Annotated in this window: 29 protein-coding genes; 16 read left to right on the top strand and 13 right to left on the bottom strand. The window is 69.5% G+C overall.

Annotated features, from left to right (window positions below; all coding sequences use genetic code 11):
• Positions 1–43: 43 nt before the first annotated feature.
• Positions 44–1,135, bottom strand: coding sequence for a DUF3152 domain-containing protein (locus tag QC180_RS15385; protein ID WP_474646452.1), 1,092 nt, complete (start codon positions 1,133–1,135; stop codon positions 44–46).
• Between the two features lie 195 nt (positions 1,136–1,330).
• On the opposite strand from QC180_RS15385, the gene QC180_RS15380 reads away from it, so the two are divergent.
• The gene (locus QC180_RS15380) at positions 1,331–1,993 is read left to right on the top strand and encodes an HTH-type transcriptional activator FasR (protein ID WP_278263411.1); all 663 of its coding nucleotides are present in this window, start codon (positions 1,331–1,333) and stop codon (positions 1,991–1,993) included.
• Positions 1,994–2,053: 60 nt separating this feature from the next.
• Here the strand turns inward: QC180_RS15380 and QC180_RS15375 are convergent, their stop codons facing one another.
• The gene (locus tag QC180_RS15375; RefSeq protein ID WP_278263669.1) at positions 2,054–2,281 is read right to left on the bottom strand and encodes a DUF3107 domain-containing protein; all 228 of its coding nucleotides are present in this window, start codon (positions 2,279–2,281) and stop codon (positions 2,054–2,056) included.
• A gap of 99 nt (positions 2,282–2,380) precedes the next feature.
• Positions 2,381–2,917, bottom strand: coding sequence for a YceI family protein (locus tag QC180_RS15370; protein ID WP_278263410.1), 537 nt, complete (start codon positions 2,915–2,917; stop codon positions 2,381–2,383).
• 101 nt (positions 2,918–3,018) lie between these two features.
• On the opposite strand from QC180_RS15370, the gene QC180_RS15365 reads away from it, so the two are divergent.
• Positions 3,019–3,915: a helix-turn-helix transcriptional regulator gene (locus QC180_RS15365; RefSeq protein WP_278263409.1), complete on the top strand. Its 897-nt coding sequence runs from the start codon at positions 3,019–3,021 to the stop codon at positions 3,913–3,915.
• A 32-nt stretch (positions 3,916–3,947) separates the two neighbouring features.
• On the opposite strand, the gene QC180_RS15360 is transcribed toward QC180_RS15365, so the two are convergent.
• Together QC180_RS15360 and QC180_RS15355 are read right to left on the bottom strand one after the other, a co-directional pair.
• Positions 3,948–4,637: a ferritin-like fold-containing protein gene (locus tag QC180_RS15360; RefSeq protein ID WP_278263408.1), complete on the bottom strand. Its 690-nt coding sequence runs from the start codon at positions 4,635–4,637 to the stop codon at positions 3,948–3,950.
• A 27-nt stretch (positions 4,638–4,664) separates the two neighbouring features.
• Complete coding sequence (locus tag QC180_RS15355) at positions 4,665–5,717, bottom strand: alpha/beta fold hydrolase (RefSeq protein ID WP_278263407.1); 1,053 nt, start codon at positions 5,715–5,717, stop codon at positions 4,665–4,667.
• 435 nt (positions 5,718–6,152) lie between these two features.
• Here QC180_RS15355 and QC180_RS15350 point away from each other — a divergent pair, with 435 nt between their 5' ends.
• The 5 genes from QC180_RS15350 to QC180_RS15330 all read left to right on the top strand — a co-directional run bounded on the left by QC180_RS15350 (position 6,153) and on the right by QC180_RS15330 (position 11,163).
• Entirely contained in the window at positions 6,153–7,862 is a 1,710-nt protein-coding gene (locus QC180_RS15350; protein ID WP_278263406.1) for a DEAD/DEAH box helicase, read from the top strand.
• A gap of 264 nt (positions 7,863–8,126) precedes the next feature.
• Positions 8,127–9,362 carry an Rv3212 family protein gene (locus QC180_RS15345; RefSeq protein WP_278263405.1) on the top strand — a complete coding sequence of 412 codons (1,236 nt, stop codon included), beginning with the start codon at positions 8,127–8,129 and terminating at the stop codon, positions 9,360–9,362.
• A 28-nt stretch (positions 9,363–9,390) separates the two neighbouring features.
• Positions 9,391–10,008, top strand: coding sequence for an acid phosphatase (locus QC180_RS15340; protein ID WP_278263404.1), 618 nt, complete (start codon positions 9,391–9,393; stop codon positions 10,006–10,008).
• The gene (locus QC180_RS15335; RefSeq protein ID WP_278263403.1) at positions 10,005–10,484 is read left to right on the top strand and encodes a GNAT family N-acetyltransferase; all 480 of its coding nucleotides are present in this window, start codon (positions 10,005–10,007) and stop codon (positions 10,482–10,484) included. The genes QC180_RS15340 and QC180_RS15335 overlap by 4 nt, the downstream gene beginning before the upstream one ends.
• A gap of 1 nt (position 10,485) precedes the next feature.
• Positions 10,486–11,163 carry an endonuclease V gene (locus QC180_RS15330; RefSeq protein WP_278263402.1) on the top strand — a complete coding sequence of 226 codons (678 nt, stop codon included), beginning with the start codon at positions 10,486–10,488 and terminating at the stop codon, positions 11,161–11,163.
• On the opposite strand, the gene QC180_RS15325 is transcribed toward QC180_RS15330, so the two are convergent.
• A complete protein-coding gene (locus tag QC180_RS15325; RefSeq protein ID WP_278263668.1) occupies positions 11,164–11,619 on the bottom strand; it encodes a hypothetical protein in 456 nt (151 codons plus the stop codon).
• A gap of 199 nt (positions 11,620–11,818) precedes the next feature.
• Between QC180_RS15325 and QC180_RS15320 the strand changes: the two genes are divergently transcribed.
• Entirely contained in the window at positions 11,819–12,778 is a 960-nt protein-coding gene (locus QC180_RS15320; RefSeq protein WP_278263401.1) for a diacylglycerol/lipid kinase family protein, read from the top strand.
• 237 nt (positions 12,779–13,015) lie between these two features.
• On the top strand, positions 13,016–13,270 hold the full coding sequence (locus tag QC180_RS15315; RefSeq protein ID WP_022567051.1) for a WhiB family transcriptional regulator: 255 nt from the start codon (positions 13,016–13,018) through the stop codon (positions 13,268–13,270).
• Positions 13,271–13,374: 104 nt separating this feature from the next.
• Here the strand turns inward: QC180_RS15315 and QC180_RS15310 are convergent, their stop codons facing one another.
• The 3 genes from QC180_RS15310 to QC180_RS15300 form a co-directional block, all read right to left on the bottom strand.
• Positions 13,375–14,889, bottom strand: coding sequence for a sensor histidine kinase (locus QC180_RS15310; protein WP_278263400.1), 1,515 nt, complete (start codon positions 14,887–14,889; stop codon positions 13,375–13,377).
• A 31-nt stretch (positions 14,890–14,920) separates the two neighbouring features.
• On the bottom strand, positions 14,921–15,136 hold the full coding sequence (locus QC180_RS15305; RefSeq protein WP_278263399.1) for a biotin/lipoyl-binding carrier protein: 216 nt from the start codon (positions 15,134–15,136) through the stop codon (positions 14,921–14,923).
• 158 nt (positions 15,137–15,294) lie between these two features.
• On the bottom strand, positions 15,295–16,422 hold the full coding sequence (locus tag QC180_RS15300; protein WP_474646465.1) for an RNA-guided endonuclease InsQ/TnpB family protein: 1,128 nt from the start codon (positions 16,420–16,422) through the stop codon (positions 15,295–15,297).
• A 176-nt stretch (positions 16,423–16,598) separates the two neighbouring features.
• Between QC180_RS15300 and QC180_RS30355 the strand changes: the two genes are divergently transcribed.
• Positions 16,599–16,673, top strand: a complete 75-nt coding sequence (locus tag QC180_RS30355) for a 50S ribosomal protein bL37 (RefSeq protein WP_022597109.1) — start codon at positions 16,599–16,601, stop codon at positions 16,671–16,673.
• A gap of 66 nt (positions 16,674–16,739) precedes the next feature.
• Here QC180_RS30355 and rsrA read toward each other — a convergent pair whose 3' ends face one another.
• Together rsrA and QC180_RS15290 are read right to left on the bottom strand one after the other, a co-directional pair.
• Entirely contained in the window at positions 16,740–17,018 is a 279-nt protein-coding gene (rsrA, locus tag QC180_RS15295; protein ID WP_278263397.1) for a mycothiol system anti-sigma-R factor, read from the bottom strand.
• A complete protein-coding gene (locus tag QC180_RS15290; RefSeq protein WP_278263396.1) occupies positions 17,015–17,638 on the bottom strand; it encodes a sigma-70 family RNA polymerase sigma factor in 624 nt (207 codons plus the stop codon). Before QC180_RS15290 ends, rsrA begins: the two co-directional genes overlap by 4 nt.
• Positions 17,639–17,866: 228 nt before the next feature.
• Between QC180_RS15290 and ybaK the strand changes: the two genes are divergently transcribed.
• The 6 genes from ybaK (at position 17,867) to QC180_RS15260 (ending at position 22,817) form a co-directional block, all read left to right on the top strand.
• Positions 17,867–18,358, top strand: coding sequence for a Cys-tRNA(Pro) deacylase (ybaK, locus tag QC180_RS15285; RefSeq protein ID WP_278263395.1), 492 nt, complete (start codon positions 17,867–17,869; stop codon positions 18,356–18,358).
• Positions 18,359–18,447: 89 nt separating this feature from the next.
• Complete coding sequence (locus QC180_RS15280) at positions 18,448–18,759, top strand: hypothetical protein (RefSeq protein ID WP_278263394.1); 312 nt, start codon at positions 18,448–18,450, stop codon at positions 18,757–18,759.
• A gap of 114 nt (positions 18,760–18,873) precedes the next feature.
• A complete protein-coding gene (locus QC180_RS15275) occupies positions 18,874–19,893 on the top strand; it encodes a FecCD family ABC transporter permease (protein ID WP_278263393.1) in 1,020 nt (339 codons plus the stop codon).
• Positions 19,887–20,975, top strand: a complete 1,089-nt coding sequence (locus tag QC180_RS15270) for a FecCD family ABC transporter permease (protein WP_278263392.1) — start codon at positions 19,887–19,889, stop codon at positions 20,973–20,975. The genes QC180_RS15275 and QC180_RS15270 overlap by 7 nt, the downstream gene beginning before the upstream one ends.
• Positions 20,972–21,793, top strand: coding sequence for an ABC transporter ATP-binding protein (locus QC180_RS15265; protein ID WP_278263391.1), 822 nt, complete (start codon positions 20,972–20,974; stop codon positions 21,791–21,793). Before QC180_RS15270 ends, QC180_RS15265 begins: the two co-directional genes overlap by 4 nt.
• A gap of 40 nt (positions 21,794–21,833) precedes the next feature.
• Positions 21,834–22,817, top strand: coding sequence for an ABC transporter substrate-binding protein (locus tag QC180_RS15260; RefSeq protein ID WP_278263390.1), 984 nt, complete (start codon positions 21,834–21,836; stop codon positions 22,815–22,817).
• On the opposite strand, the gene entS is transcribed toward QC180_RS15260, so the two are convergent.
• Together entS and QC180_RS15250 are read right to left on the bottom strand one after the other, a co-directional pair.
• Positions 22,801–24,057, bottom strand: a complete 1,257-nt coding sequence (gene entS, locus QC180_RS15255; protein ID WP_278263389.1) for an enterobactin transporter EntS — start codon at positions 24,055–24,057, stop codon at positions 22,801–22,803. The genes QC180_RS15260 and entS overlap by 17 nt on opposite strands.
• Positions 24,054–24,833 carry an SOS response-associated peptidase gene (locus QC180_RS15250; RefSeq protein ID WP_278263388.1) on the bottom strand — a complete coding sequence of 260 codons (780 nt, stop codon included), beginning with the start codon at positions 24,831–24,833 and terminating at the stop codon, positions 24,054–24,056. Before QC180_RS15250 ends, entS begins: the two co-directional genes overlap by 4 nt.
• Positions 24,834–24,859: the final 26 nt, after the last annotated feature.

Genomic DNA, 24,859 nt, shown 5'->3' with positions numbered 1-24,859 from the left:
CGTCCTGTTCTTCCCCAACCATGGTGACGTATCGGTCGCGATGTCAGCCCCTCGGGTACGGCCAGGGGTTGAACCGGCAGGTCTTGCCGTCGGCGGGGACCACACCGTGCGGGTCGAGCAGCGCGATGTCGTTGTTCTTGGTGCCGAAGGTCTGCTGCATCATGATCGGCGCCAGCCCACCGTCGCTCTCACACGGCTGGTGGCTGTGGTAGCCGATGGCGTGGCCGACCTCGTGGTTGATCTGGTACTGCCGGTAGGAACCGATGTCGCCGTCGAAGGCCAGCGCGCCGCGCACCCAGCGCACCTCGGAGAGCACCACGCGGTCCAGGCCCGCGTTGTAGCAGGAGGAGTCGATCGGGATCTCGAAGCCGCAGGCGTTGCGGGTGGTGTCGCGAGAGGTGAGCGAGAGCCGGAAATCGGGCTCGCCCGCGTCGATGCGCTGGAAGCCGAAGCGGGTGTCGTGGGTCCAGCTCTTGGGGTTGGCCAGGGTGGTCTCGACCATGGTGGCCACCGCGGCGTCGCCGCCGAAGGGCGCGGTGTCGATGCCGTCCTCGACCTCGACGGTGTAGCGGAAGACCCGTTCGGTCCCGGCCCCGACCTGGGGACTGGTGCCGGGCACGACGCGCCAGGTGCCCGCCGCCCGTTCGACATAGGCGCCGCCCTCGGGCAGCGCGCCCAGCGGCAGATCCGCGGGGAACTTCCCGTCCCCGCCCGGCGGGGCGCCGATGATGCCGGACTCGGCCCGATTCGGACTCAGCGCACCGAAACCGGGGTCGGCGGGGGCTGGCATCGGCACCGCGCGCACGGCGTCGACGATCACCAGCACGGTCACCGCCAGCAGCACCGGCAGCGCGTAGGCGCGCCAGCCGTAGGTGGAGACGAACCGACCGATCGCGCTCTGCTTCTTGGCGTCGCGTTGCGGACTGCGGGGCCTGCCGTTGTCGGGCTGGGTGGGATCCCAGCGGGCCCGCAGCGGCTGACGGGATCGGTCGGCGGGCTGATACAGCCCGAGCGGGTCGTAGACCTGCAGTTCCCGCCCCTCAGACGCCGACGTCTCGGAACCGGACTCGGTGGGTTGCGGGGGGCGAGCGACATCGCGCCCGCCGCCGGATGGTCGTTCCGGTCGGTCGGTCACCACACCAGATTCTCACAGCCCGCAACCCCGCCCGTCGGGCGGCCGGACCAGATCGGCCGGTTACGGCCCGGCGAACGGCGTGGGCTGGTACTACATTTCCAGGGCGAAACTCCGTGGGAACACCGGGCGAGTATCGTTCGTGGGAAACCTGGACCGCACACCCTCGGCCCGGGGGCAACGACAAAGAGAGCCGAGATGACTGACCTCGTGGACCGCATGACCTCGCGCCGATCGGTGCCGGAGACGGTCCCGTCCAAGCGCGGCACCCGTATGCCCAGGGACGAACGGCGTCAGCAGCTGCTGCTGGCGGCCAGCGAGGTCTTCGTGCAGCGGGGCTATCACGCCGCCGGTATGGACGAGATCTCCCAGGTGGCCGGTGTCAGCAAGCCGGTGCTCTACCAGCACTTCGCCAGCAAGCTGGAGCTGTACCTGGCGGTGCTGCAGAACTACGTCGACATCCTGGTGTCGAGCGTGCGCCAGGCGCTGCGCTCCACCACCGACAACAAGCAGCGCGTGCGGGCCGCCGTCGCCGCGTACTTCGATTTCGTGGACAACGAGATGCAGGGTTTCCGCCTGGTCTTCGAGTCCGACCTCACCTCCGAGCCGCAGGTGCAGCGCCGCGTCGAGCAGGCCACCGAGGCATGCGTGGACGCGGTCTTCGACCTGGTCGCCCACGACTCCGGCCTCGACCCGTACCGGGCCCGCATCCTGGCCGTCGGCCTGGTCGGCGCCAGCCAGTTCACCGCCCGCTACTGGCTCGAGGCCGACCGCCCGATCCCCAAGGACGAGGCCGTCGACACCACCGTCGCGCTGGCCTGGGGCGGCCTCAAGCATGTGCCGCTGCACCCGATCCAGTAACACCCCTCGACACCGAAAAGCCCCGCGACCGGAACCGGCGCGGGGCTTTTCGGTGGAACGCTAGACCGTGGCGAAGCCGACGCGGGGCGCGGCGGGCGAGCCGATCTCCACGTAGGCGACCTTCGCGGACTGGATCAGGAACTTGCGGCCCTTCTCGTCGGTGAGCGAGACGACACCGCTCCCGCCGCCGAGCGCCTCGGACACCAGCGCCTCGATCTCGTCAGGGCTCTGCGCGCTGTTGATGACGAGCTCGCGCGGGCTATCCGAAATACCGATCTTGACCTCCACGGCCAACCTCCGAACGTAAGAGTCCTGTGTTGTCGGGTTCCAGGCTAATGCAGGGAGGCCGGGCCGGTGACACGCCTATCTGCGCTGTGAGCGAACGGGTCAGGCGGGTTCGATCAGCTGGATCTCGAGTTCGATCGCGACCTTGTCGGCGAGCATGCCCGGCAGCGGTGCGCCGACCCCGAAATCGGTGCGCTTGATCGTGCCGGTGGCCGAGAAGCCCGCGTGCCGGGTGCCGTCGGCGAAATCGGCCAGCCCGCCCCACTCGACGTCGAGGGTCAGCGGCTGGGTGACAGCGCCGAGGGTGGCCTCGCCGACCACGGTGAAGTTCTCGGCCACGCGCACCGGCTGGGTGGAGCGGAAGCTGAGGGTGGGTCGGTTGGCGACGTCGAGGAAGTCGGCGGTGCGGATGTGGGCGTCGCGGTCGGGGTTGCCGGTGTCGAAGGAGTCCAGTTCGATGGTGGCTGCCAGGGTGGCCGCGCCGGATTCGTCGACGACGAACTCGGTCTCGAAGCGGGTGAAGCCGCCGCGCACCTTGGCGATGCCGAGGTGGCGGATGGTGAACGCGACCGAGGAGTGGTGGGCGTCCAGGGCCCAGGATCCGGTCTTCAGCTGCTGGGTCTGTGTCGAGGAAGTCATGCTCCCCAGCCTGAACGGACCACGGTCCGCTAACCACACCGCCGTTATCCTGGACCTGGCAGGGCGTGGCTAGCGGCCCGGGGACCGGGCACGATCGAGAGATGGCGGACGCACACATGACCGAACAGCCCGGCCGCTCCCCCTTCGCCGAACTGCTGGTGGCCCGGCGCGGGGAGTTGCGTCCCGAGGACGTCGGCCTGCCCGCGGGCGGCCGCCGCCGCACCCCGGGGCTGCGTCGCGAGGAGGTCGCGGTGCTGGCCGGGGTGAGCGCGGACTATCTGGCCCGGCTCGAGCAGGGCCGCGACACCAACCCCTCGATGGCCGTGGTCGACGCGCTGGCCACCGCGCTGCGCTTCAACGACACCGAACGCGGCCACTTCAGCTGGCTGGCGGTGACCGCGGGCCGCGAGAACCGCTGCCCGAGCACCGCTTTCGACCCGGCCCTGGACCAGGTACCCACCGCGCTGCGCGGGGTCATCGACGCGCTCGCCCCCACCCCGGCGTTCGTACTCGGCCCGCGCGCGGCGGTGCTGGCCTGGAACAGCGCGTGGGCCGAACTGGCCGCGCCACTGGGCCTGCTCGACGATCCCGACGAGGTGAATCTGGCGGTGTGGACCTTCCGGCATCCGCTGGCGCGCACCACCGTCACCGACTGGCCCCAGCTCGCCGACCGCCTCGCCGACGACCTGGCCCGCACCCGACTGCGCCGTCCCGACGACGAACGCGTCGCCTCGGTCATCGAAACCCTGTGCGCCGAACCGGAATTCGCCCGGCGCTGGCAGCCGCACCGGTTGGCCGAGGACATCCCGACCCTGCTCGGTGTCGAACACCCCACCCTCGGCACCCTGACCTTCACGGTGCAGACCCTGTCCGCCGACCTCGATCAGGAAGTCGTGATCTGGCTACCGCGAACCGCCGCGGCCCGCACCCCGGATCTCCGCCTCGTCCCCACCCGTGCGGCTGACAACGATCGCCTGATCTCGCGCGAACACGGGTAACTCACCGGGCACGCCCAGAACCCGCCCCGACCCTACAGCCCGAGTTCGGCCATCCGGGCCGCGTGACGTTCCTGCATGCGGTCGAACAGGGTGGCGATGCCGTTGAGGTCGCCGGTGGCGGCCAGCACCAGCTCGGCCAACTCGTCGCGCTGGGCCATCACGTACTGCGCCTGGGTGATCGCCTCGCCGAGCAGGCGGCGGCCCCACAGGGTGAGGCGGTCGCGCTCGGAGCGGCTGGCGGCCACGGCACCGCGCACCTCGTCGACGACGAACTGCGAATGCCCGGTCTCGGCCAGCACATCGCGGACCACCTCGGCGACCTCAGCGGGCAGCGCCCCGGCGATCTCGGTGTAGAAGTCGGCGGCCAGACCGTCGCCGACATAGAACTTCACCATCGACTCGAGCCAGGTCGAGGGGTCGGTGGAGGCGTGGTAGGAGTCCAGCGCGCCCTCGTACTGGCGCATGGCGGTCTCCGGATCGGCGCCGCGAGCGCTCAGCGCGGCCTCGAGCGTCTCGAAGTGCGCGAGCTCGGCGGCGGCCATCTTGGCCACGGCCACCCGGCCACGCAGGCTCGGTGCGAGCTTGGCCTCCTCGGCGAGGCGGTAGAACGCGGAGATCTCACCGTAGGCGAGGACCGCGAACAGCTCGGTCACCCCCTGGTGGTCCGCGGCGAGCGGTTCGGTCGAGGCAACATCCGGCGCGGCAGAGGTCTGGGCTCCCATGGGTCCAACCTTAGTCCCGATCGGCGCTCAATCGCGTTCGGCCAGGAACTTGTCCAGGTGCGCCCAGGTGCTCTCGCGCGCGTCGGGACCCGTCAGGATGCCCAGGTGGCTGCCCGGGCAAACCTCGTAGGTCACCGAGGGTGCGCCGCTGAGCGTGCGCAATCCGGCCTCGACGGCGGCCTTGGGCGTGATCACGTCGGACGTGCCGCCGATCAGCAGCACCGGCACCTGCACCCGCGACAGCTCGACGGTGCGGTCGCGCAGTTCGAGCTTGCCGTTGCCGATGTCGTTGGCCAGCATCATCCGGCCCCACAGCTGGTTGTAGAAGCGGCCGGGGTAGCCGGGCATCGACGACTGGAAGCGGTCGATGGATTCCATCTTGGCCAGCGTCTCGGTGCGCGCGATATTGCCCGCGATGAACATCGGGCGCTGCAATTCGCGTTCGAAGGCGGCCAGGCGGTAGCCGATGCGAGTGAGCGGGGCCGGAATACCGCCCGCGGCCCGAACGAAGGCAGTCGTGGCCCGGCCACCGGTCAGGTTCGCGACCGCGCGCAGCTGCGGAATGCCCAGCATCTTGTCGTAATCCAGCGGGGCGCCGACGGCGGTGATCGAGCGGATCGGCAGCGCGGTGTTCGCCGCGGCGGCGAGCACAGAGAACATGCCGCCGACCGACCACCCGACGAGATCGACGGGGGCGCCCCCGCGATCGGCGCTGGTGCGCAGGATCGCCTCGGGCAGGATGTCGAGAATCCAGTCCTCGAAGCCCATGCGACGGTCGGCGAAGGTGATGTCGCCGTAGTCGATCAGGTAGGGCGCGCGGCCGGTCTCCACCAGGTAGCGCGCCAGGCTCTGGTCGCGGCGCAGATCGAAACAGGTGGCGGGGGCGGCCAGCGGTGGCACCAGCAGCACGGCGGAATCACTTGCGGCGGACTGGAATTCGGTGTCGTATCGACGCAGCAGGCGATGCGGCTCGTCCCACAGCACGGTCGAGGGCGCCGGGTCGACGGGCTCGATGCCGGAGCCGAAGCTCAGTGCCCACGCGTTGCGGGCGGCCGTGGTGACGGTGTCGGTGATGCTCACGCCTCGAAATGTCTCACACCCGGTACCGGCGGTACCAAGTGAGCTCCATTACAACGGGAGACACGCGCGAAATCCGCGTCGGGTGAATTGCGCTGTGACACACCATCGCCACCGGGTTCCACCTGCGCGCACGCTGTTTTCACGCGGCATTCAGCCACGTCGAAATTCGGATTGCGCACATTATCACGCTACAATCTCCGTGGACAACGCTAATTCCGCCGCCCCGGCGCACTCCACGGGCGCGGCGCGCCACCGGCCACAGCGCGGTGGGCAGCGGCGATGTCCACAGAAAATGTGCGCGCACCGAATCCGCATCGCCGATGTGCCGCGCCGATGACGCAATCCGCGATCGGCGAGGGCCCGGCGAGTATCACAGGCGGATATGTGGTCGTCGCGGGCCGACCGGCCCGCCCCACCTCGTGCGTGCGAGATGCGATGACGAGGAAGGCACGAACCCTGAGCAAGATCACTGTCGAACAGGAACCCGGTCTCACCGACACCCTCCTGACGGCCGAACTGGACAACACCCACGTACCCCCGAGTTTCGCCGAATTGGGCGTGCGCGAAGAAATCGTGCGCGCGCTCGGCGAGATCGGTATCGAACGCACCTTCGCGATTCAGGAACTCACCCTGCCGCTGGCGCTGGCCGGTGAGGATCTCATCGGTCAGGCCCGCACCGGTATGGGCAAGACCTTCGGTTTCGGTGTGCCGCTGCTGCACCGCATCGCCACCGCCGACACCGGCACCACCCCGCTCGACGGCACCCCGCGCGCGCTGGTCATCGTGCCGACGCGCGAGCTGTGCATCCAGGTGACCAAGGATCTGGAGAACGCGAGCAAGTACCTGTCCAACCACCAGGGTTCGCTGAAGGTCGCCGCCATCTACGGTGGCCGCCCCTACGACACCCAGATCGCCGCGCTGCGCGAGGGCGTCGACGTGGTGGTCGGTACCCCCGGCCGACTACTGGACCTGGCCAACCAGAACCACCTGATCCTCGGCAAGATCGGCGTGCTGGTGCTCGACGAGGCCGACGAGATGCTGGATCTGGGCTTCCTGCCCGATATCGAGCGCATCCTGTCGATGGTCCCCGACAAGCGTCAGACGATGCTGTTCTCGGCCACCATGCCGGGCCCGATCATCACCCTGGCCCGCACGTTCCTGACCAGGCCGACGCACATCCGCGCCGAGCTGGCCAACGATTCCGCGGTGCACGACCGGACCGAGCAGTTCGTCTACCGCGCGCACGCGCTGGACAAGAGCGAGCTGGTCGCGCGCGTGCTGCAGGCCGAGTCCCGCGGCGCCACGATGATCTTCACCCGCACCAAGCGCACCGCGCAGAAGGTGGCCGACGACCTGGCCGAGCGCGGTTTCGCGGTCGGCGCGGTGCACGGCGACCTGGGCCAGATCGCCCGCGAGAAGGCGCTGACCAAGTTCCGCAAGGGCACCATCGACGTGCTGGTGGCCACCGATGTCGCCGCGCGCGGTATCGACATCGACGACGTCACCCACGTCATCAACTACCAGTGCCCCGAGGACGAGAAGACCTACGTGCACCGGATCGGCCGCACCGGCCGCGCCGGACGCACCGGCGTCGCGATCACCCTGATCGACTGGGACGAACTGCACCGCTGGGCGTCCATCGACAAGGCTCTCGGCCTCGGCATCCCCGAGCCCGCCGAGACCTACTCCCGCTCCCCGCACCTGTACTCCGACCTCGGCATCCCCGAGGGCGTCACCGGCGTGATCCGCAAGCCCAAGCCGGTCCGCGAGGACGACGACGTCGTCGAGGAGCGCCCCGAGCGCCCCAAGTCGACCCGCACCCGCCGCCGCACCCGCGGCGGCAAGGCCGACGCCCCCGCGACCGAGGGCACCGAGGCCACGACCGACACCCCCGCCGAGGACACCACCGAGGGCGACAAGCCCGCCCGCAGGCGCCGTCGCCGCCGCAAGCCCACCGACCAGTCGGGCGAGACGACCACCGGCGACACAGCCACCACCGACGCGGCCGACCCCACACCGGCGGACACCACGTCCACCCCAGCCAACGCCGAGGCCACCGAGCCCAAGCCCGCCCGCCGCCGACGCCGCCGCAAGCCCACCGAGGCGAACACCACGGCCGACACGGCCGCCACCGTCGACGCCTGAACAACACCACACCCTGCTGGGAGAACCCGCCATGACCGCACTCCCAGCCCCGCACCCGCGACCCCGAGGAGCGGCGGCCACGCAGTGGCCGGTCGCGGCCGGGCCGCCGGTCAGGCGCCGTTGCGTAGGCGACGAAGGAGCAAGCAACGGTGCCTGACCGGCGGCCCCCCAGGGGCCGCGACCTCGAGCGCGCCAGCGCTCCAACAAACCCGGCCCCCAGGGGCCGCGACCTCGAGCGCGCCAGCGCTCCAATAAACTCAGCTCGTGCTCGCACCTGAGCGGCGGACGCGCGCCGATATCTTTGCCGCAGTTGCGATCGCCGTCACCGTCTTGGTGGCGGCGATCGTGGTCTGGGCCCGGGCCGATGCCACCGGGACCGATTCCGTGGTGGCCACGGCCGCGGCGCCGTCGGTGACCGCCGCGACCACCCTGCCCACCGGGCTGCGCGAACTCTGGCACGCGGCCGACAGTTCCAGCAGTCGCGCGCTGGTCTCGGGGAATGTGGCGGTGACCGGGGACGACGGCACCGTGAGCGGACGCGATCCGCGTACCGGGGAGCAGCTGTGGTGGTATCGCCGGGACATGCCGCTGTGCGCGGTGCAGTCGCAGTACGGCGCGGTCATCGCCACCTATCGTGACCAGCGCGGATGCAGTCAGAGCGTGATGCTCGAGGCCGACACCGGGCAGCGCAGGGTGGCCCGCAGCAGTTACATGGACGACGACATCCGCGTCACCGGGGACGGCACCTACCTGCTCGCGCTGGGCTCGGAGCGGCTGGAGATGTGGCGTTCGGATCTGGTCCGCACCCTCGAGTACGGCTATGTCGACGCCCCGGTGAACCCCAATACCCAGCCGCGTTCGGGCTGCGCGTTGCATTCGGCGGCGTCGAGTTCCTCGCGGCTGGCGGTGCTCGAACGCTGCCCCGGTGACGCCACCGAGCGGCTGACCGTGCTCAATCCGGCGCCCAAGGAGGCGACCGACCCGGAGGAGTACGGCTCGCACGTGCTCACCGCGCCCGGCGCCGACGCCCCCGAGGTGCGGGTGGTCGCGGTGTCGGACAACAAGGTCGCCGTCTACTACCCGCCCACCGAACCCACCGCCACCGGCCTCGGGCTGCCCGCCCGGCTGGCCGTGCACGACGGCAACGGCAACGAGATCGCGTCCTATCCGCTGGCCGCGCCGTGGACCGACCAGACCACGCTGACCCGGATCGGTTCGGCCGTCTACGTGTTCACCGGCACCAGCCTGACGGCGTTGAACACCAGCACCTTGCAACCGGTGTGGACCGTCCCCGACGCGCTCGGCACGCCCGCGCTGATGGCGGGCAGGCTGCTCGTCCCCGTGCCCGACGCCGTGCTGGCCGTGGACGTGGGTACCGGCGAGACCGTGGAGCGGATTCCGGTCCAGCGCACCGACTATGCCGGGGGCACCATCTCCACCGCGGTGCTGGGCCCGACGGTGTTCGAGCGACGCGGCGGTGCCCTCTACGCGCTCGGCTGAGCGCTCGGCGGCCTGCCATGATGGACCCATGTCCGTACCCGAGGCCCGACTGGTCCTGCTGCGCCACGGCGAAACCACCTGGTCGCGTCAGCGACGCCACACCAGCCACACCGATCTGCCGCTGACCCCCGCCGGGGAGGCGCAGGCCCGCGCCGCCGCACCGGTGCTGAAATCGCTGGAGCTGCGTGATCCGCTGGTGTTCACCAGCCCCCGGCTGCGCGCCAGGCAGACCGCCGAACTGGCCGGGCTGTCGCCCGCGCACGTCGACGACGATCTGGTCGAGTGGGACTACGGCGACTACGAGGGCATCACGACGGCCCAGATCCGCGAGACCGTCCCCGGTTGGACCGTGTGGACCCATCCCGTCCCCGGCGGCGAGACCGCCGAGCAGGTGGGCGCCAGGGCCGACCGGGCGCTCGCGCGGGCCGAACCGATCCTGGCCGAGCGCGATGTGGTGTTCGTCGGGCACGGGCACTTCTCGCGGGTGCTGATCGCGCGCTGGGCCGAGTTCGCCGTCACCGAGGGCCGCCGCTTCGCCCTGTCCACCGGCGCGCTGAGCGTGCTCGGTTTCGACCACGACGCCCGCAGCATCTGGGGCCACAACCTGACCGCCCGCACCGAACCGCTAGAGGAGGGCACCCGATGAGCGTGCGCCGCGCCACACCCGCCGATGTGGCGGCGATGGTCGAGCTCGTGCACGAACTGGCCGCCTACGAGAAGGCGCCCGAGCAGTGCACCCTGACCACCGACCAGCTGCGCACGGCCCTGTTCGGAACGCGTCCCGCGCTGTTCGCGCACGTCGCCGAGCACGAGGGCGCGGTGGTGGGCTGCGCGATCTGGTTCCTGAACTACTCGACCTGGGACGGCGTGCACGGGATCTACCTGGAGGACCTCTACGTCCGCCCGGCGGCGCGCGGCAGCGGCCTCGGCCGCGCGCTGGTGGCGGCGCTGGCCGCCGAGGCCGTGCGTCACGGCTACAGCCGGGTGTCCTGGTCGGTGCTCACCTGGAACACCCCGTCGATCGCCTTCTACGAAGCCCTCGGCGCCGCGGCACAGGACGAGTGGATCGGCTACCGGCTGGCCGGGCCCGAACTGGCGGCGCTGGCGGCGACGGCGAACTGAGATGCGGATCGAGTCACCGGGCGTCTGGCCGCGCACCGCGGCGCAGGCCGTCGCCCTGCAGGACGCGCTGCGCCCGCGGGTGCGCGCGGAGAATCCCGCGCCACCGCAATTCCGGACCGCCGCCGGAATTGATTCGGCATATCACGAAGACGGCACCGTCGCGACCGCTGCCGTCATTCTCGATATGGTCACCGGGGAAACAGTGGAATCGGCCGTCGCGCACGGAATTTCGACATTTCCCTATGTGCCCGGACTGCTCGCCTTCCGGGAACTCCCGGCCACCGTCGCCGCCCTGGAAATGCTCACCGCTATCCCCGATCTGCTCGTGTGCGACGCCCAGGGCCTGGCGCATCCCCGCCGCTTCGGATTGGCCTGTCATGTCGGGTTGCTGACCGGCATTCCGACCATCGGCGTGGCCAAATCGGTGTGGGGTGAGTACACCGATCCCGGGCCCCGTCGGGGCGATACCGCCGACGTGCTCCTGGACGGAGAGATCGTCGGGCGCGCCCTGCGCACCAGGGACGAGGTGAAACCGCTGTTCGTCTCGGTCGGTCATCTCATCGACCTCGACACCGCCTGCGCGCAGGTCCTGGCGCTCACCCAGGGGTTCCGCCAGCCCGAGACCACCCGCCGAGCCGACCACCTGTGCCGTCAGGCGCTGCGAGCGGCCACGACCTGATCAGCGACGGTGCTCGTCTTCCTCCGGAAGTTCGCCGTAATCGAGAGCCATGAAGCGACTCGTAGCAGGGGCGAAAAGCGCGCCGAGCGCGCCGAGCACCACCACCGCGAGCAGGCTGCCCCACAGCGGCTGATGCGAGTCGGTCAGCAACGACCACGCGACCGGCAGCATGAGCACCTGCGCGATGACCGCGATGGCCCGCCCCCACCGCTTGCCCCGCAGCAACCCGATACCCGCCGCCAGTACCCCACCGAAGAGCACCCCGAACCAGATCGCGGTCCCGATGCCACTGGCGACCGACTGATCGTGCCCCGTCGCCGCCCGCACGATCAACACGATCGCCGTCCCGACCCCGAGCAACCCCTCCAGCGTGACCAGCACCCCCGCCGCCCGCACGGTCCCCGGAATACCACCCGGAACCCGCTCGCCACCGCGCTGCTCGTCACCCTTGGTCATCTCCGGCTCAACCACCCCCCCACCCTACGACGAACACCCCCACCACCTCCCACCCCTCACAACAACGAACGCACCCCCGGACCCCCAACCCCTCACAACGAACGCACCCCGCACCCCCGACCCCTAGGGAGGGGCCGTTCGCGGCCCGGCCAAGGGGGCCGCGAACCCGCCGCGCCGCAGGCGCGGCAAGATAAACACAGTGCGGACGCTGCTCATCGTCAATCCGAATGCCACTTCGACCACTCCCGCCACGCGCGATCTGCTCGCGCACGCGCTGGAGAGCCGAACGCAGCTGACGGTTGCGCACACCCAGCATCGCGGTCACGCGGCGGAATTGGCGCAGTGGGCATCGACCCAGGAAATGGACCTGATCGTCGTGCACGGCGGCGATGGGACGGTCAACGAGACCATCAACGGGTTCCTGCCGCTGCCGCAGGTGGCCGACGATCAGGTGTGGCGGCCGCGCCTGGGCATCATTCCGGGTGGTTCGGCCAATGTGTTCGCCCGTGCGTTGGGTATCTCCCCCGATCCGGTGACGGCGACCAATCAGCTCATCGATCTGCTGGGTCGTGACGCCGATCGCAGTATCGGGTTGGGTCTGGCCGATGATCGCTGGTTCACGTTCAGCGCGGGCGTGGGTCTGGACGCCGATGTGTGCGAGGCGATCGACGCGGCGCGGGCGAAGGGTCGCACGGCCACGCCCGCGCGCTATCTGCGGACAACGGTGCGTCAGTTCTTCCGCGCGCGGCGGCGTGAGCCGGAAGTGGTCGTCGAGGTGCCCGGTCATGATCCGATCGAGCGGGTGTATTACGCCTTCGTCACGAATTCGAGCCCGTGGACCTATCTGGAGGACCGTCCGGTCCGTACCAATCCCACGACGACGTTCGAATCCGGGCTCGGGGTGTTCGCGGTGCGGTCGATGAGTGTGCCCCGAACTCTGCTGCTTGCTCGGCAGTTGCTGGCCGAGCACGGAAATCCGCAGTCTCCCGTGCTCTTTCGGGCCGACGACGTGCCGTCGGTGCGTATCGACACCGGCTCCGAGATCGGCCTGCAAATCGATGGCGACTACATCGGAAAACGCAAGATGGTGCATTTCACATCGGTACCCGGGGTGCTGGATGTGGTTGCTCCCGAACCCGCTCCGCCTGCGCGGACCTAGAAAAATCTCCCGGTTGCGCTGCGAAAATCCGCGGACGCGAGTACAAAGGACCGGGCAGGTCCCCCTTGTGGGTCCGCTAGAGCGTGATCTCCCCCACGGTGCGCCGGACACCTATTGACATCTACGGTGTTCGTGAAAGCATTCACAAGCAACCGTGCGGAAACATTCGAGTCGCACAAGTGAACGATCCACTAACCAGAGGTGCCCTTTGGGGTGCCCGCGCAAAGGAGCAGAGGAATGGACTGGCGCCACAAGGCCATCTGTCGCGATGAGGACCCCGAGCTGTTCTTCCCGGTGGGTAACAGTGGTCCTGCGCTCGCGCAGATTGCCGATGCCAAGCTGGTCTGCGCCCGCTGCCCCGTCACTGCCGATTGCCTGTCGTGGGCCCTGAAGTCCGGACAGGACGCGGGCGTGTGGGGTGGAATGAGCGAAGACGAGCGTCGCGCGCTCAAGCGGCGCAACGCGCGCACCCGTACGCGAACCTCCGTCTAGTCGACGCGGGAGGCGTTGCCGGGCCATCCAGCCCCGGCCCGGTAACGCATGTTGAGAACCCGGCACCTCGCGGTGCCGGGTTTATTGTTGCCCTACAGCGTTTTTCAGCGCGCCGACCGACGGCCCAGCGGCACCCGCAGCACCGCGTCGGTCCCCACCTCGGCCCCGGGATGCAACCCGATCGAGCCGCCCAGTTCCGAGGTGACCAGCGTGCGCACGATCTGCAGCCCCAACCGGTCGGAGCTCTCCAGGCTGAAGCCGGAGGGCAGGCCCCGGCCGTCGTCGCTGATGATCACGTCGAGCCAGCGCGCGGAGCGCTCCGAACGAATCGTCACGGTGCCGTTCTGGCCCGCGTCGAAGGCGTGCTCGATGGCGTTCTGCACCAGCTCGGTCAGCACCATCACCAGCGGCGTCGCCCGTTCGGCCGAGAACACCCCGAGCGAACCCGCGCGGCGCACCTTGATCCGCGCGGTGTGCACGGTGGCCACGTCGGCCATGATCGGCAGCAGCCGGTCGACGACCTCGTCGAGATCGACCTCTTCGTCCACCGACATCGACAGCATCTCGTGCACCGAGGCGATGGAGGTGACCCGGCGTACCGATTCCGTCAGCGCCACTTGGGCTTCCGGGTTCTCGGTGCGGCGCGCCTGTAGGCGCAGCAGGGCCGCGACGGTCTGCAGATTGTTCTTCACCCGGTGGTGGATCTCGCGGATGGTGGCGTCCTTGCTGAGCAGCGCGCGGTCGCGCCGCTTCACCTCGGTGACATCACGCACCAGCACCGCGGGCCCGGCCAGCTCGCCACCGGGCCGCATCACCAGCGTGCGCAGCAGCACCGTCGCGCCGCGCGCCTCGACCTCCATGCGCCTGCCGGTGCGCCCGGCCAGCGCGGCCTGGATGTCGGCGACGACTTCCTGCGCGTCGAACGGGTCGGTGATCAGCGAGCGGGTGGTGACGGCCAGATCCTGGCCGACCAGATCGGCCTGCATCCCCATCCGGTGATAGGCCGACAGCGCGTTGGGGCTGGCGTAGACCACGATGCCGTCGGTGTCGAGCCGGATGAAGCCGTCGCCCGCGCGCGGGCTGGAGTGCGTGGCGGCCCGATCCTCCGGGGTGGGGAAACTGCCGTCGGCGATCATCCGGCACAGGTCGTCGGCGCAGGAGACGTAGGCGGTCTCCAGGGTGCTGCGCACCCGCGAGCGCTGCAGGTCCGAGTCGCGGCTGAGCACCGCGATCACGTCCTCGCCGCAGCGCACCGGGATGGCCTCGCGCACCGCGTGCATCGGGCTGGGGTGATAGACCCCGCTCACCTCGACCTCGGTGTCGGTGCGCACCGGCTCACCGGCCAGCAGCGCGTCGAACACCTGCGGGAAATCGGTGCGCGAGGCGGTGGTGCCCACCTTGTCGTCGAGATGGACGGTGGGCGCCGTCGTCGGCCGGATCTGGGCGACACACACCACGTCGGCGCCCTCGGCGACCGGACCCGCCCCCACCCAGAGCAGCAGATCCGAGAACGAGAGGTCGGCGAGCAACTGCCAATCGCCCACCACCCGTTGCAGATGGTCCACGGCCATGCCGGGAAGGTCGGTGTGTTCGGCCAGGAGCTCGCTCAGTGTTGCCACGGGGATCTACCGCTTGTTCCCTTCGCCAGGCCTAGGCGATCGTGGCGATCAGGTCGCCCGCCTGTAGGACCTGACCCGGCGCGACGTCGACCGAGGTGATGTCACCCTCGATCTCGGTGAGCACCGGGATCTCCATCTTCATCGACTCGAGCAGCACCAGCGTCTGATCGACCTGGACATGCTCACCCACCGCCACCTCGACAGCGAGCACGGTCGAGACCATCTCCGCGCGCACTTCTTCAGGCATGACACCCCGTTCGTTAGTCTGTTGAGCCATCGTCGGCAGGCGATGGCAGTATGTCTGTGCCGAAGCTACAGCCATTGGCTTCCTCCCGGCCCCGGAGGGCCGTGATTGCCTGTCTCACGACAGGCCGTTCCTGTTTCATCGACAGTCGCCTCCCCGCATCAGCTGCGGGACGGTCTCACACCATCTCCACAGGCGAGCGCCGCCAGCCCGACGGCACGTATGTTCTTCGCGGCGTTGATATCCCGATCATGGACCAGACCGCACCCGCATTTCCACTCGCGTATGCGCAAGGGCAACTCGTCGACGATCCCTCCACACCCTGAACACGACTTGGACGAGGGATAGAACCGGTCGACAGCGACCACAGTCCGCCCGTACCAGTGCGCCTTGTACTCCACGATCGCCCGGAACTGTGACCAGCCGGTATCCGAAATGGAACGCGCCAGACGACGATTGCGGGCCATGTTACGCACACTCAGGTCCTCGATGGCGATCACTTGGTTTTCGCGCACCAATCGAGTGGAGAGTTTGTGCAGGTGGTCACGCCGACAGTCGGCGATGCGGGCATGGATCCTGGCCACCCTCAGCTGGGCCTTCGCCCGATTGCTGGACCCCTTCCGCTTGCGCGACAACGCGCGCTGCGCCTTGGCCAACCGCGCACGATCCCGCTCCCCGTACCGGGGGTTGGGTACCTTCTCCCCTGTTGAGAACGTATAGAGGCTACTGATCCCGGCATCCACGCCGATCGCCTCAGGGGAGCCGGGAAGGTCGGCTACGAGTTCCTCGACCAGAATCGACACGTGATAGCGACCCGCAGCGTCCTTCGACACGGTGACTTGTGATGGTCGGGCGCCCTCCGGCAACGGGCGTGACCACACGACAGACAACGGATCGGCCTGTTTGGCCAGCTTGATGCGCCCGTCACGGTAGGTGAAGCAGTTCGCGAAGTAGGTGGCCGACTCGGTCGACCGCCCTTTTCGCTTGAACTTCGGGTATCCCGTCTGCTGACGCCAGAACTTGTCGAACGCACCTTGCAGGTTCTGCAAGGCAGCCTGCAACGGCCCCTTCGACGGCTCGGCGAGCCACTCGGTACCTGGCTCGCGTTTCCACGCGGTGAGCATCTTGCTCGTTTCCACATAGTCGACCCGCCGATGCTCGTGCATCCACGCGCGAGAACGCTCGGCGAGCGCCCGGTTGTAGACATAACGGACGCAGCCGAATGTTCGAGCGAGCTGTTGCTCTTGCTCGCGAGTGGGATAGAACCGGTACCGGTAGGCCCGCTTCACTGCGGTCGAGGCCACGAATGACACCTCAACATCTCAACATCTCACCTTCCGAGGCGCCGCCTCCGTCGTCAAGGCGGACGCTGCGCGACGTCCCGCCGATCACACATGAAACAATGGCTGTCGATCAGATTGTGCTCCGCGCTCCGGCGGGGAGGACCCACAGAAGGGAGCTACCGATGGGTAAGCGTGGACGTAAGAAGCGCAGCCGCAAGGGCAACGCAGCCAACCACGGCAAGCGGCCCAACGCCTGAGCTTGGTTCGGATAGGAAAAGGGGCACCCTCGGGTGCCCCTTTTCTGTGTCGGTGTGCCGTGGGTCTCAGCCCTCGGTGGTCTCGATCCTGGTGACCGTGATCGACCGGTGGATCTCGAGCTTGAGCCGGTCGCGCAGCCCCTTGGGAGCGTGCTCACCACCGCACTTGCGGCTGAGCAGACCCTTGATCTTCTCCTCGATGCCGTAGGCCTCGATGCACGGACCGCAGTGGTCCATGTGCTGCTGCAGGCGCTCGCGGGTGGCCTGATCGCATTCGCCGTCGAGCATGAGCCACACGTCCGCGAGTACGGCGGTGCAGTCCATCTCCATATCGGGGTCGCTCATTTCGTAACCTCCTGGCGTTCCCCACGGTCGAATCCACGCTCGCGCGCCACGTCGGCGAGCAAACCCTTGAGTTGCTTACGGCCGCGATGCAGCCGCGACATCACGGTACCGATCGGGGTGCCCATGATGTCGGCGATTTCCTTGTACGGGAAGCCCTCGACGTCGGCGTAGTACACCGCCATCCGGAATTCCTCGGGCAGCTGCTGCAGCGCGGCCTTGATCTCGTCGTCGGGCAGGGCGTCGAGGGCCTCCACCTCGGCCGAGCGCAGGCCGGTCGAGGAGTGCTCGGCGGTGGCCGCGAGCTGCCAGTCGGTGATCTCGTCGGTCGGGTACTGCGCGGGCTGACGCTGCTTCTTGCGGTAGGAGTTGATGTAGGTGTTGGTGAGGATGCGGTACAGCCAGGCCCGCAGGTTGGTGCCCTCCTTGAAGGACTTGAACCCCTGGAAGGCCTTGACGTACGTCTCCTGCACCAGGTCCTCGGCGTCGGCCGGGTTCCTGGTCATCCGCAGGGCGGCGCCGTAGAGCTGGTCCAGCATCGGGAGCGCGTCGCGCTCGAACCGCGCCGCCAGCTCGGCTTCGTCGACTTCTGCGCCGGACTCCACGTCGTCGTCGCTCGTCACACCAATCCCTTCGATCGCCGTAGTAGCCGAATCTACCGGCTCGGTGGAATCGGAAGGCAATCGCGCACCCCGCGCGGCGATGGGACGCTCCTCGAGCAGCACTGTCACTATCTCTCCTTCGCATCGCTCGGCGGGTGGGCTCGTCACCAGAGTGCAACCGATGGTCCCGCGCGGGTGTTCCCGTTCGGGAGCGATTTCCGGTTGCGTGCGCCACTAGGCTGAGCAGTCATGGCAGCCGCGTCCACTCCTGCGATCAAGGCACTCACCGCCGCGGGCATCGTCCACCGGGTGCACGCCTACACCCACGACCCGCGCGCGGCGTCCTTCGGCGCCGAGGCCGTGGACGCGCTCGGTGACGCGCTGGGCGTGCGGCCCGAGCAGATCTTCAAGACCCTGGTGATCGAGCTGTCCACCGGCGCGCTGGCCGTCGCGGTGCTGCCGGTGCCCGCCAAGCTCGCGCTGAAGGCGGCCGCCGCGGCACTGGGCGCGCCGAAGGCCGCGATGGCCGACAAGACCAAGGCCGAGCGCACCACCGGCTATGTGCTGGGCGGGGTCTCGCCGCTGGGCCAACGCAAGCGGTTGGCGACGGTGCTCGACGCGTCGGCGCTGGGCTGGGATCGGGTGCTGTGCAGCGCGGGTCGGCGCGGTCTGGAAATCGAGCTCGCCCCCGCCGATCTGGTGCGTGCGAGCGGCGCGGTGACGGCCGACATCACCGGCTGACCATCCGCGCGGGGGGTCGGTTCCGAATCTCCTCGGGACGCATTCCCTGCCCGGTACGACCGATTCGACCCGAGGATGTGATGCGAGAAATGTCCACTCGTTCGACGATCGCCACCCTGTCCGGTGCTCTTGTCCTCACCTTCGGCGCCGTCGCCTTCGCGGCGCCCGCCACCGCCATTCCACCGGTGGCCCCGTCCGCGCCCACCGAGCCGGGCGACTACCCGCTCAACGGCCAAGGCTCCCCGAAGAATTCGCCGCAGGCCCACCCCGAGGAGAACGAACAGGCCGACAAGGCCGAGAAGCTCGGCGGCGGTGTGGCCACCGAACTCATCGACCTGGCCACCGGCATCATCAAGTGCGGCTTGAACATCGCCACCGATTCGGTGCCCTGCACGCTGTGAATTCCCGCGTGGTTGCGCCCTCGCCAGTTAATCTGAGGCTAAACTAACTGCGAGCGGTGGCAGCAACGTTCCCGGCCACCATCGGCGAGCGTTGCGAAGCGAGGATCCATCGCTGTGTCCCGAGCCACCCCCACCGCCCCGCGGACTACGCTGTCCCGGTCCGCGGCCCTGATCCTGCTGGTAGCGGTGCTGATCGTGCTGCTGGCCGGTGGGTTGTTCGTCGGCAGTGGCGATTTCACCGTGCGCGAGGCGTGGTCGGCGCTGTTCGACGAGGGCACGCCGACCACCCTCGGGGTGATCCGGGAGCAGCGAATACCCCGCACACTGCTGGCCGCGCTGGTCGGCGCCGCGCTGGGGGTGGCGGGGGCCGTGATGCAAGGGCTCACCCGCAATCCGCTGGCCGACCCGGGCATCCTCGGCGTCAACTCCGGCGCGTACTTCGCCATGGTGCTGGGCTCGGTGCTGGTCGGGGCCTCGGGCACCGACTACCTGTGGTGGGCGCTCGGCGGCGCCTTCGCGGCCTCGGTGCTGGTCTATTTCGTCGGTTCGCGCGGGGTGGGCGGGGCCAGTCCGGCCAAACTCGTGCTCACCGGTGTCGCCATCGCCTCCATGCTCAGCGGACTCGCGTTCGCGCTCACCATGATCCATCCGCGCACCTTCGACGCCATCCGCGGCCTGCTCATCGGCACCCTCGACGGACGCGGCTGGCCGCAACTGTCGGCCACCTGGCTGCTGGTGCTGCTCGGACTGGTCGGCGCGGTGGCGCTGACCGGCTATCTCAACGCCCTGGCCCTCGGTGACGATCGCGCCAACGCCCTCGGCGTGCCGGTGACGGCGGTGCGCGCGGCCGGGTTCGTGGTGATCACGGTGCTGTGCGGGGCGGCCACGGCGGCGGTCGGGCCGATCACCTTCGTCGGGCTGATGGTGCCGCACGCGGTGCGCATGGTGGTCGGTCCGGACCATCGCTGGATGATCCCGCTGTGCCTGGTGGTCGGGCCGATCGTGCTGGTCGGCTCGGATCTGCTGGCCCGCGTGGCCACCGCGAGCGAACTACCGGTCGGCATGGTGACGGCGTTCCTCGGCGCGCCCGTGCTGATCTGGTTGGCGCGCAAGGAGAAGGGCTCGCAATGGTGACCACCGCGAACACCCCGACCCGGGCCCGCTGGCCGAGCCGGGTGCGGTTCCTGCGCGTGCCCCGGCTCGGACTGAGTCTGCGGGTGGACCTGGTCGCGGTGCTGATCACCGTGGCGTTGGTGCTGGTCACCGCCGTGGTCGGGGTCTGGTCGTTGGGCGCGAGCACCACCCGCACGCCCGGACTCGGCTTCGTCGAGGTGCTGCGGGTGCTGACCGGGCAGGTCTCCGGCGCCCCGGCCAATCATGTCGCCACCTGGCTGCCGGTGGTCGTCACCGCGATCCTCGGCGGCGCCTCGCTCGCGCTGTCGGGGGCGATCTTCCAGACCATCACCCGCAATCCGCTGGGCAGCCCGGACATCATCGGCTTCACCACCGGCGCCAATACCGGTGCGCTGGTGGCCATGCTGGTGCTCGGGCTCGGCTCCGGCGGGGCGACGATCGGCGCGCTGCTGGGCTGTCTGGCGACCGCGGTGGTGGTGTACTTCCTCGGCATGCGCGGCGGCACCGGCAACTACCGGTTCATCATCGTGGGCATCGGTGTCTCGGCGATGCTGCTGTCGTTCAACGGCTATCTCATCGCCACCTCCGACGTGCAGAACGCGGGCGTGGCGGCCGCCTGGGGCATGGGCAACCTGCGCAATCTCACGATGACCGACACCATCCCGGTGTTCGTCACGCTGGCGGTGCTGGTGCCCGCGCTGATCGTGGTGGCCCCGCGCATGCGGATGTTCGAGCTGGGCACCGACTCTGCCGCGAGCAAGGGCGTCGACACCGCGCGCACCCAGGTGCTGCTGCTGGTGATCGGCGTCGGGTTCGCCGCGGCCACCACCGCCATCGCCGGGCCGATCGCCTTCGTCGCGCTGGTCGCCCCGCAGATGGCGGCGCGGATCACGCCCAGCGCGGGCATTCCGCTGGTCACCTCGGCGGCGGTCGGGGCGACGCTGCTGGTCTCCAGCGAGGCGGTGGCCCGCACAATCCTCGCGCCCGAGACCCAGCTGCCGGTCGGTGTGGTGACCACCTCGCTCGGCGGGCTCTACCTGCTGTTCCTCCTGCTCGCCCAGTCCCGAAAGGCACGGCCGTGACCGACACGACGACCACCGACGGGCGGCTCACCGGCAGCGGACTGCGGGTGGGCTACGGCGACCGCACCGTCATCGCCGATCTGGATGTGGTGGTGCCCGACGGGTCGTTCACCGTCATCGTCGGGCCCAATGCCTGCGGCAAGTCGACGTTGCTGCGCACCCTGTCGCGGCTGCTGCGCCCCGAGCACGGCACGGTGCTGCTCGACGGACGCGCGGTCGCCGGGTTCGGCGGCAAGGAGTTCGCCAGGGAGGTGGGTCTGCTGCCGCAGCAGTCCATCGCGCCGGAGGGGATCACCATCATCGATCTGGTCTCGCGCGGGCGGTTCCCGTACCAGACGATGTTCCGGCAGTGGACCGACGCCGATCAGCACGCGGTCGATTTCGCCTTGCAGGTCACCCGGCTGACCGAGCTGTCCACGCGTCGGGTCGAAGCGCTCTCGGGCGGGCAGCGACAGCGGGTGTGGATCGCGATGGCGCTGGCCCAGCAGACCCCGATCCTGCTGCTCGACGAGCCCACCACCTACCTGGACCTCGGCCACCAGATAGAGGTGCTCGAACTGTGCACCGAACTCAATCGCCGCGGCACCACCCTGGTGGCCGTGCTGCACGACCTCAACCAGGCCGCGCGCTACGCCTCCCACATCATCGCCATGCGGGCCGGGGAGATCCTCGCCGTCGGGCCGCCGGGCGAGATCATCACCGCCGACCTGGTCGACCAGGTGTTCGGCGTGTATTCGCAGGTCATCGCCGATCCGCAGACCGGAACCCCGCTGGTGGTGCCCCTGGCCCAGGGTGCGGTCCGGGTCGAGCAGAGCTGACGTGTCCGGGCCGGGCACTCAACCGGGAAGAAGGAGATCCATGTCGAAACGGCGTATCAGCGTGATCGTCGCGGTACTGGCGAGCATGATCCTGACCTCGACCGCGTGCGTGAAATCCGACAACGACACCCACGAGGTGTTCAACGACCCGGACGGTACCCCGGGCTTCTCGCTGCCCGCGCAGCCGCGGGTGGTCGCGCTGGGCTGGTCCGACGGCGCGGTCGCCGCGGAGCTGGGGGTGCCGCCGGTCGCGATCTACGACTGGATGAACTTCGGCGCCGATACCAAGGGCGTCGGCGAGTGGGACGTGGCGGCCATGGGAACCGCCAGCCCGGAACTGCTGTCCTCGCAGAGCGCCGGTGAGTTCAACATGCAGCAGATCGAGGAACTGAAACCCGATCTCATCCTGAACGTGCGGGCCAAGGCCGACGACGACATCACCACGAACCTGAGCAAGATCGCCCCCGTGGTCACCGCGCCCGACGACACCGGCGACTACGCGGTCAACTGGCAGACCCAGGCCCGGCTGATCGGTGCCGCGCTGGGCAAGCGCGCCGAGGCCGACAAGCTCGTGCTCGAGACCACCACCGCGCAGCAGGCCGTGCGGGCGGGTCATCCGGAGTTCGAGGGCAAGACCTTCGTCTACGCGGCGAAGTTCGGCACCGCCTACGGCGCCTACCTGCCCGGTGACGCCCGCTTCGACTTCTTCGCCGAGCTCGGCTTCGTGCCCAATCCCGCGGTCACCCGCTTGCAGAGCTCCGGGTTCTTCGCGCAGGTGCCGGTGGAGCGGGTCGGCGATCTCGACGCCCAGGCCGCGCTGTTCACCACCATCACCCTGCCGTTCACCGATCTGGAGAACGACACCCTGATCAACTCGCTGGCGGTGGTGCGCGACGGACGGGCGCTGATGCTGCCGGAGAACGATCCGGCCATCCTGGCGTTGTCGGCGGGCACCCCGAAGTCGCTGGCCTTGGCGCTGGAGCGGATCACCCCGCAGCTGTCGGCGATCACCGCGGCGCGCTGATCACCGCGTGGCTGTGGTGCCCGCGCAGCGTGGCGAGCAGGCACCACAGCAGCAGCGTCAGCGCGCAGCCGCCCGCGCCGTAGACCAGGAAGACCGCGCGGGTGGGCACGGCCTCGGCGATGAGCCCGGCCAGCACCGCGCCCAGTGACAGCGCGATGGTCAGCTGGGCGGTCCACAGACCGGAGACCCGGCCACGGAACGCGTCGGGGGTCTCGCTCTGCACCACCGCGAAGCGGGTGATGTCGCTGACCACCCGGCCCGCGCCGTGCGCGAGCAGCCCAGCGAACACCACCGCGGTCGCCCCGGCCAGCCCCGCGCCGAGGATGCCCGCCGCCGAGACGAACGTCGCCACGAAGATCACCTGACCGCCCCGACGGATGGACCCGGTCCACCCCGAGGTGAGCGAACCCAGTACCGCGCCGACCGCCGGGGCCGCGAACAGCAGACCCACTGTCGCCTCTCCCCCGTGCAGCACCTCGTGCACATAGGCCGGGACCAGCACCGTCCAGCCCGAGAGCAGCATCCTGACGCACCCGGTGAGCAGCACGGCCCCGACGATCCGGTGCCCGAGCACGAACCGGAAGCCCGACAGCATCGCCCGCAGCGGTGACTCGTCGTGCCCGCGCTCGGCGATCATCCGCCCGAGCCGGGCGATGAGCACCGTCGTGACCAGGCTCGCGGCGGCCGCGAGCCAATAGTTGGCGGCGACATCGAGCCAGGCGATGAGCACCCCGGCCAGCGCGGGCGCGGCCATCGAGCCGAGGTCGGCGGTCAGGGCCATGAGTGCCGCGCCCGCGGCCAGTTTGTCGGCCGGGATCAGTCCGGGCATCGCCGCGACCAGCGCGGTCTCGGAGATGCCGCCGGTCAACCCGTCGACGACGGCGCACAGCAGGATCACCCACAGCCGGGGTTCGGGCAACATCGCGTTCACCGCGAGCGCGGCGAACCCCAGGGTCGCCCCGGCGCGCGAGGCCACGATCACGGTGCGCCGGTCGAAGTGATCGGCGGCGGTCCCGCCGACGAGGGTGCCGAGAAAGGCCGAGACCCCGATGACGGTCGCCACCGCCGCGACGGTCGCGGTGGACCCGGTGAGCTGATACACCTGGATCGGCAACGCCACCACCAGGAATCCGATGCCGAACACCGAGATCGTGCGGGCCACGAACAGGGTGCGGAACGCGGGACTGGTCCGCAGCGGTTCCAGATCGATCGCGAATCGGCGCGCGGTGAGCGGGCTCATCGGGCGAGGCGGCCCCCGTCGCCGGACTCCGGTGCCAACAGTTCGGGCCCGTTGTTGCGGACATTGTTGACCAGCGTGGAGACCGGGCGCGCCGTGATGGTCGCGACCTCGGCCGCCGACGGCGGCAGCAGCAGTTCGGCCGGGGCCGGGTGATCGGGGTCGAGCCAGGCGTCCCAGTGTTCGCGCGGCATGGGCAGCGGCATGCGGTCGTGGATCTCGGCCAGCTCGCCCACGGCGTCGGTGGTCAGGATCGTGCACGACAGCAGTGGATCGGCGTCGGGCTGGTCGCGGTCGCGCCACACCGACCACAGTCCCGCCATGTAGAGCGGCGAGCCGTCGGCGTGCGACATGTAGAAGGGGCGCTTGACCGCTTTGCCCTTCTCGGCGGGCGCGGATTCCACCAGCCACTCGTACCAGCCGTCCATCGGCACCAGGCAGCGCTTGTGCTTGGCGGCGTCGCGGAACGAGGGCGAGGTGGTGGCCTTGTCGGCCCTGGCGTTGAACAACGGCCTGCCCTTGGCGGGCACGCCCGGTTCCGCGGCCTTGGTCCACGACGGGATCAGGCCCCAGCGCATCCGCCGGAGACGTAAGCGGGGATCGTCGTCGGGCTCCCCGTGCTCGTGGCGCTCGACCACGGTGAGCACCTGGCTGGTCGGGGCGACGTTGTAGCTGACGCCCGCGTCGGGCTGCGCGGAGTCGAGGCCGGTCTCGTCGACGGCGTCGAGGTCCGCGGCGAGCCGGGCCGGATTGGTGGTCGTCGCATATCGTCCACACATATCCCCATCTTGGCACCGGACACCGA

Source organism: Nocardia anocheti, from assembly GCF_029675105.1.
GTDB lineage: Bacteria > Actinomycetota > Actinomycetes > Mycobacteriales > Mycobacteriaceae > Nocardia.
Note: the sequence above shows the minus strand (reverse complement) of the source record. Positions and strands in the feature narration are given on the sequence as shown.

Bases quoted from the DNA above. Each gene is read 5' to 3' on its own strand.
- QC180_RS15380 (WP_278263411.1), top strand. From the start codon at position 1,331: ATGACTGACCTCGTGGACCGCATGACCTCGCGCCGATCGGTGCCGGAG.
- QC180_RS15370 (WP_278263410.1), bottom strand. From the start codon at position 2,917: ATGACTTCCTCGACACAGACCCAGCAGCTGAAGACCGGATCCTGGGCC.
- QC180_RS15365 (WP_278263409.1), top strand. From the start codon at position 3,019: ATGGCGGACGCACACATGACCGAACAGCCCGGCCGCTCCCCCTTCGCC.
- QC180_RS15360 (WP_278263408.1), bottom strand. From the start codon at position 4,637: ATGGGAGCCCAGACCTCTGCCGCGCCGGATGTTGCCTCGACCGAACCG.
- QC180_RS15350 (WP_278263406.1), top strand. From the start codon at position 6,153: ATGACGAGGAAGGCACGAACCCTGAGCAAGATCACTGTCGAACAGGAA.
- QC180_RS15340 (WP_278263404.1), top strand. From the start codon at position 9,391: ATGTCCGTACCCGAGGCCCGACTGGTCCTGCTGCGCCACGGCGAAACC.
- QC180_RS15335 (WP_278263403.1), top strand. From the start codon at position 10,005: ATGAGCGTGCGCCGCGCCACACCCGCCGATGTGGCGGCGATGGTCGAG.
- QC180_RS15330 (WP_278263402.1), top strand. From the start codon at position 10,486: ATGCGGATCGAGTCACCGGGCGTCTGGCCGCGCACCGCGGCGCAGGCC.
- QC180_RS15325 (WP_278263668.1), bottom strand. From the start codon at position 11,619: ATGACCAAGGGTGACGAGCAGCGCGGTGGCGAGCGGGTTCCGGGTGGT.
- QC180_RS15315 (WP_022567051.1), top strand. From the start codon at position 13,016: ATGGACTGGCGCCACAAGGCCATCTGTCGCGATGAGGACCCCGAGCTG.
- QC180_RS15305 (WP_278263399.1), bottom strand. From the start codon at position 15,136: ATGCCTGAAGAAGTGCGCGCGGAGATGGTCTCGACCGTGCTCGCTGTC.
- rsrA (WP_278263397.1), bottom strand. From the start codon at position 17,018: ATGAGCGACCCCGATATGGAGATGGACTGCACCGCCGTACTCGCGGAC.
- ybaK (WP_278263395.1), top strand. From the start codon at position 17,867: ATGGCAGCCGCGTCCACTCCTGCGATCAAGGCACTCACCGCCGCGGGC.
- QC180_RS15280 (WP_278263394.1), top strand. From the start codon at position 18,448: ATGTCCACTCGTTCGACGATCGCCACCCTGTCCGGTGCTCTTGTCCTC.
- QC180_RS15270 (WP_278263392.1), top strand. From the start codon at position 19,887: ATGGTGACCACCGCGAACACCCCGACCCGGGCCCGCTGGCCGAGCCGG.
- QC180_RS15260 (WP_278263390.1), top strand. From the start codon at position 21,834: ATGTCGAAACGGCGTATCAGCGTGATCGTCGCGGTACTGGCGAGCATG.
- entS (WP_278263389.1), bottom strand. From the start codon at position 24,057: ATGAGCCCGCTCACCGCGCGCCGATTCGCGATCGATCTGGAACCGCTG.
- QC180_RS15250 (WP_278263388.1), bottom strand. From the start codon at position 24,833: ATGTGTGGACGATATGCGACGACCACCAATCCGGCCCGGCTCGCCGCG.